This is a genomic window from Mesorhizobium sp. M4A.F.Ca.ET.022.05.2.1 (assembly GCF_003998845.1).
Lineage (GTDB): Bacteria > Pseudomonadota > Alphaproteobacteria > Rhizobiales > Rhizobiaceae > Mesorhizobium.
Genome location: NZ_RZOJ01000438.1, coordinates 1 through 5,012 on the forward strand (window position 1 = coordinate 1; position 5,012 = coordinate 5,012).

The window sequence follows — 5,012 nt, forward strand, 5'->3', positions numbered from 1 at the left end:
CGCGCAGCGCGAGACGCGCTCGCCCGCCGGCGTCGAGCCGGGCCGATATCAGGCCGATCGGCAGCCGATCGCCAACGAACCGCACGTCGAGGACGGCTGGGCCAAGCGAAGCGACTATGCGCGCGAGGAGCCGGCGGGACTTTCGCAAGGCCACGCGCCTCAGGCCGCGCTCGATCCCCGCCATGCTGCGAACGTGCGGCGGCCCGCCGTCGACGATGCCGACAGCGAGCAGTGGAAGCCGCTGATCGACCCGATGCAGGTCGTGCGCGGCATTGCCCGCTCGAAGGCGCTGATACTCTCGACGACGATCCTCGGCGCGGCCCTCGGCGTCGCAATTGCCTTGTCGACGCCGAAGAAATACGAGGCCACGGCCGAACTCATCGTCGATCCGCGCGACCTCAAGCTCACCGATCGCGATCTCACACAGAACGTGGTCGCCTCCGACGCGACGCTGGCGATCGTCGAGAACCAGGTCCGCGTGCTCACCTCCGGCACGGTCCTCAACAAGGTCGTCGACAAGCTCAATCTCACCAACGATCCCGAGTTCAACGGGCAAGGTTCCGGCGGTCTCGGCGTCATGTCGATGATCCGCTCGATCCTGTCGCGCCACGATGCCGGCGCCGCCGACGATGCCCGCCGGCGCGCGCTCGCCGTCGGCAATCTGGCCGAGAGCCTGTCGGTCGAGCGCGGCGGCAAGACCTTCGTCATCTCGATCGGCGCCACCACCCAGAACGGCGAGAAGTCGGCCCTCATCGCCAACACCATGACCGACGTCTTCCTGCAGACCTTCGGCCAGATCCAGTCCGACACCGCCGGCCGCGCCACCGACGAGCTGACGGCGCGGCTCGACGAATTGCGCAAGGGCGTCGAGGCGGCCGAGCGCAAGGTCGAGGATTACCGGGCCACGCACGACCTCGTCGACGCGCAGGGCCATCTGATCAGCGACGACCAGATGCTGAAGCTCAACGAGCAGCTTTCCGTCGCCCGCGCCCGCACGCTGGAGCTCAACGCGCGGGCGGCTTCGGCGCGTTCGCTCAGCGTCAATTCGGTCCTCACCGGCACCTTGCCGGAAGAGATCAACTCCAACACCATGGGCGAACTGCGCGCGCAATATGCGGCGCTGAAGCAGGAGGCCGATCGCGCCGCCGTCCGGCTCGGCCCGCGCCATCCCGAACTGCAGGCGCTCAGCGCCCAGCTCGCCGGCGCGCGTGACCGCATCGCCGGCGAACTGCAGCGCATCGCTTCTTCGCTGCAGGTCGACCTGAAGCGCTCCGTCCAGCTGGAGCAGGATCTTGCCTCCCGCCTGGCGCAGGCCAAGGTGCAGAGCGGCGACGTCAACAACGCTCTGGTTTCGCTGCGCGAGCTTGAACGCGAGGCCGCCGCCAAGCGCTCGGTCTACGAGGCTTTCCTGCTGCGCGCCAAGGAGACCGGCGAGCAGAAGGACATCAACACCGCCAACATCAACGTCATCTCCAAGGCGTTTGCACCGCTCGAGGCCATGGGGCCGTCGCGCGCCGTGATGGCGCTTGCCGGCTTGCTGCTTGGTTTTGCTGCGGGCATCGGGCTCGGCGGCATGCGCGGCGCCTATGAGAGCCTGCGCGAAACCGCGACCTCGCGCTCGCGTCGCCGCGGAAACGACGACCACAGGCCGGCGGTCGAAGACAAAGTCTATCGGGCGCCGCCGCCTGTTCCGCTGCCGCGGTCGCAGCCGCGCGCCCCATTGCCGCCTCCGCCGCCGCCCGCCGCGACCACCGGGGCCGAACGTTGGGGGCCGGTCGGCGCCCTGCTTTCGGCGGTGCGCGAGATGATGCCCGGCAAAAGGCAAAAGCCCGCCGATCCCGGCAAGGTCACCGAACGCCCCGCGTCCTATCGGCAGCCTCAATTCCAGCAGGATGAGCCGCCTCGGCGGCAACCGATGTACCCCGCTCAGCGGGCGCGGGCCTACGACGATGAGCCCGGTTTTCGGCCGGCACGGCCCGAACAGACAGCGCCGGCTGGCTATGCCAATCCGTCGCCAGCGGCGCAGCCCGGCGGGCAGGGGGCCTACCGGGATCAATTGTCGCCGCAGGTGCAAGACACCGAGGATCAGCAGGGCCAGATCGACGAAATCCGCGAAAGCCTGCGCGAATTCCGCGAAGCGGTGCGCGAGCTCACCGAAAGCCGTTCGAACCGCCGCTATTTCTAAATCCCGCCCCATCCGATAAAAGCGGCCGGTTTCGAGTTTACGGCATGCGACGGCGTTTTGACGGGATTGCCCGTCGGAATTTTCGTGAAAATGCCGCTCGGCATATCGCCCGAACCGCGCGGGTTTCGGGTCTGTGAAACAATGGGACAAGGCGGTCGCATGAATCCCAAGGGATGCGACGTGCGCTGATGGAAGAGTTGAAGGTGGTTCATGGCCGAAGTGATTGACGGAAAGAGCGTCGCCGAAGACGTGGTTGGCAAGGTCAAGGCGCTGACCGCGGAACTGGCGGGCAAGGGCGCGACGAAGCCCGGCCTCGCCGTGGTGATCGTCGGCGAGGATCCGGCGAGCCAGGTCTATGTCGCCTCTAAGTCTCGCACCGCCAAGGAATGCGGCTTCCACTCGCTGCAGCACACGCTGCCGGCCGAGACCTCGGAGGCCGAATTGCTCAAGATCATCGGGGATCTGAACGCAGACCCGTCCATCCACGGCATCCTGGTGCAGTTGCCGCTGCCCGGCCACATCGATTCCGGCAAGGTCATCCAGACCATCGCGCCGGAGAAGGACGTCGACGGCTTCCACTTCATCAATGTCGGCAAGCTCGGCACCGGCGAGCTGGAGACGGCCTTCGTGCCCTGCACGCCGGCCGGCTCGATGCTCCTGATCGAGCGCGTGCGCGGCAAGGACCTCTCCGGCCTCAACGCCGTCGTCGTCGGCCGCTCCAACATCGTCGGCAAGCCGATGGCCAACCTTTTGCTTGCCGCCAACTGCACCGTCACCATCGCCCACAGCCGCACCAAGGACCTGCCGGCGCTTGCCCGCACCGCCGACATCCTGGTCGCCGCCGTCGGTCGTCCGGAAATGGTCAAGGGCGACTGGGTCAAGCCCGGCGCCACCGTCATCGATGTCGGCATCAACCGCATCGCCGCGCCGGAGAAGGGCGAGGGCAAGAGCCGCCTCGTCGGCGACGTCGCCTATGCCGAAGCCGCCAAGGCGGCCGGCGCCATCACGCCGGTGCCTGGCGGCGTCGGGCCGATGACCATTGCCATGCTGATGGCGAACACTGTAGCTTCCGCCTACCTTGCGGCCGGGTTGAAGCGGCCGTCCTTCTGACCGGGAAGCAGTCTACTTGCCGAACCATTCCATTCCCATCGAACGGCCGGTCGCGAACGATTCCGTTCAGGGTGGTCGTCAGTTCGGGTTCCTGCTGGTCGACAAGTTTTCGATGTTCTCGCTGGCCGCGGCGATCGACTGCTTTCGCTCGGCCAACCGCTTGCTTGGCCGCGATGTCTATGGCTGGACGACCATATCGGCGGATGGCGACGCCGTCATGGCCTCGAACGGCCTGCCGCTGAAGATCGATTATTCCGTCGCTGATATGCCGCCGGTCGACATCCTGTTCGTGTCGGTCGGCCTCTCCATCGAATTCCCGGGCAAGAGCAAGGTGCTGGCGGCGCTGCGCAGCTGGGGCAGGCGCGGCAATGCGCTCGGTGCGCTCTCGGTCGGCTCCTATCTGCTCGCCGAGGCCGGCCAGCTCGACGGCTATCGCTGCACCATCCATTGGGAGAACCGCGCCGGCTTCATGGAGCGCTTTCCCGACATCAACTGCACCGGCAATGTCTTCGAGATCGATCGCAAGCGCTACACCTGCGCCGGCGGCACCACCTCGATCGACCTGATGCTGGAGATCGTGCGCACGGATTTCGGCTCCAACCTCGCCAACGGCGTCGCCAACCAGTTCCAGCACGAGCGCATCCGCTCGGCCGGCGACCGCCAGCGCGTCGGCCCGGAACGCGACCTCACCGGCAAGTCGGAGAAGCTCAGGCGCATCGTCGAGCTGATGGCCGATCACCTCGACGAGCCGCTGTCGGCGGTGCAGCTCGCCAAGTCGGCGGGCCTGTCGGTGCGCCAGGTCGAGCGCCTGTTCCTGCGCCATTTGAGCGTCACCCCGGGGCGTTACTACATGAGGCTCAGGCTGGAGCGGGCGCGCGAACTGCTGCGCCAGACCAACATGCCGATCCTCGACGTGGCGATCGCCACCGGCTTCACCTCGCACTCCTATTTCGCGCAGAGCTATCGGCTGCAGTTCGGCCGACCGCCGTCGGAAGAGCGTCGCACCACCTACTGAGCAATGAGCCGCCGTGCGTGGTGCCTGTGCGCAAGGCCGTGTGCGGACTTGTGTCCCAAGGCCGGGTCAAATACCTTTCCCGCCGCGGACCAGAGGGGTTTCCTAGGAGAGTTTCATGATGCGATTGGCACGGAGCGTCGCCACGGCGATCCTCCTTTTGTCGACGACCACGCTTGGCGTTGCCGCCAACAAGGTCATCATCGTTCTTGATGCCTCGGGCTCGATGTGGGCGCAGATTGACGGCAGGCCGAAGCTCGAGATCGCCCGCGAATCGCTGCGTACCGTGCTGCAGTCGGTGCCGGCCGACGACGAGATAGGCTTCATGGCCTACGGCCATCGCCAGAAGGGCAGTTGCGAGGACATCGAGCTGATCGTGCCGCCGCAGGCGGGCTCGGCGAGCGCCATTTCGGCCGCCGCCGACAGCATGAAGTTCCTCGGCAAGACGCCGCTGACGGCAGCCGTCAAGCAGGCGGCCGAGGCGCTGAAATACACCGAAGACAAGGCAACCGTCGTCCTCATCACCGACGGGCTCGAGACCTGCGGCGGCGACCCTTGCGCGCTCGGCAAGGAACTGGAGGCTTCCGGCGTCGATTTCACCGCCGACGTCGTCGGCTTCGGCCTGACCGCCGACGAAGGCAAGCAGATCGCCTGCCTCGCCGAGAACACCGGCGGTAAGTACATCCAGGCCTCGGACGAAAAGGC

The 5,012-nt window shown here is 66.8% G+C and carries 4 protein-coding genes; all 4 read left to right on the forward strand.

What is annotated here, in order from left to right; all coding sequences use genetic code 11:
* The coding region (locus EN745_RS29875) for a GumC family protein (protein ID WP_348630977.1) at positions 1-2,185 on the forward strand (2,185 nt) is incomplete at its 5' end.
* Positions 2,186-2,395: 210 nt separating this feature from the next.
* Positions 2,396-3,295, forward strand: a complete 900-nt coding sequence (folD, locus tag EN745_RS29880) for a bifunctional methylenetetrahydrofolate dehydrogenase/methenyltetrahydrofolate cyclohydrolase FolD (RefSeq protein ID WP_126056468.1) — start codon at positions 2,396-2,398, stop codon at positions 3,293-3,295.
* A gap of 16 nt (positions 3,296-3,311) precedes the next feature.
* Positions 3,312-4,310, forward strand: a complete 999-nt coding sequence (locus EN745_RS29885) for a GlxA family transcriptional regulator (protein ID WP_126056467.1) — start codon at positions 3,312-3,314, stop codon at positions 4,308-4,310.
* Between the two features lie 115 nt (positions 4,311-4,425).
* Positions 4,426-5,012: VWA domain-containing protein (locus EN745_RS29890; protein WP_127422902.1), on the forward strand; the 587-nt coding region annotated here is incomplete at its 3' end.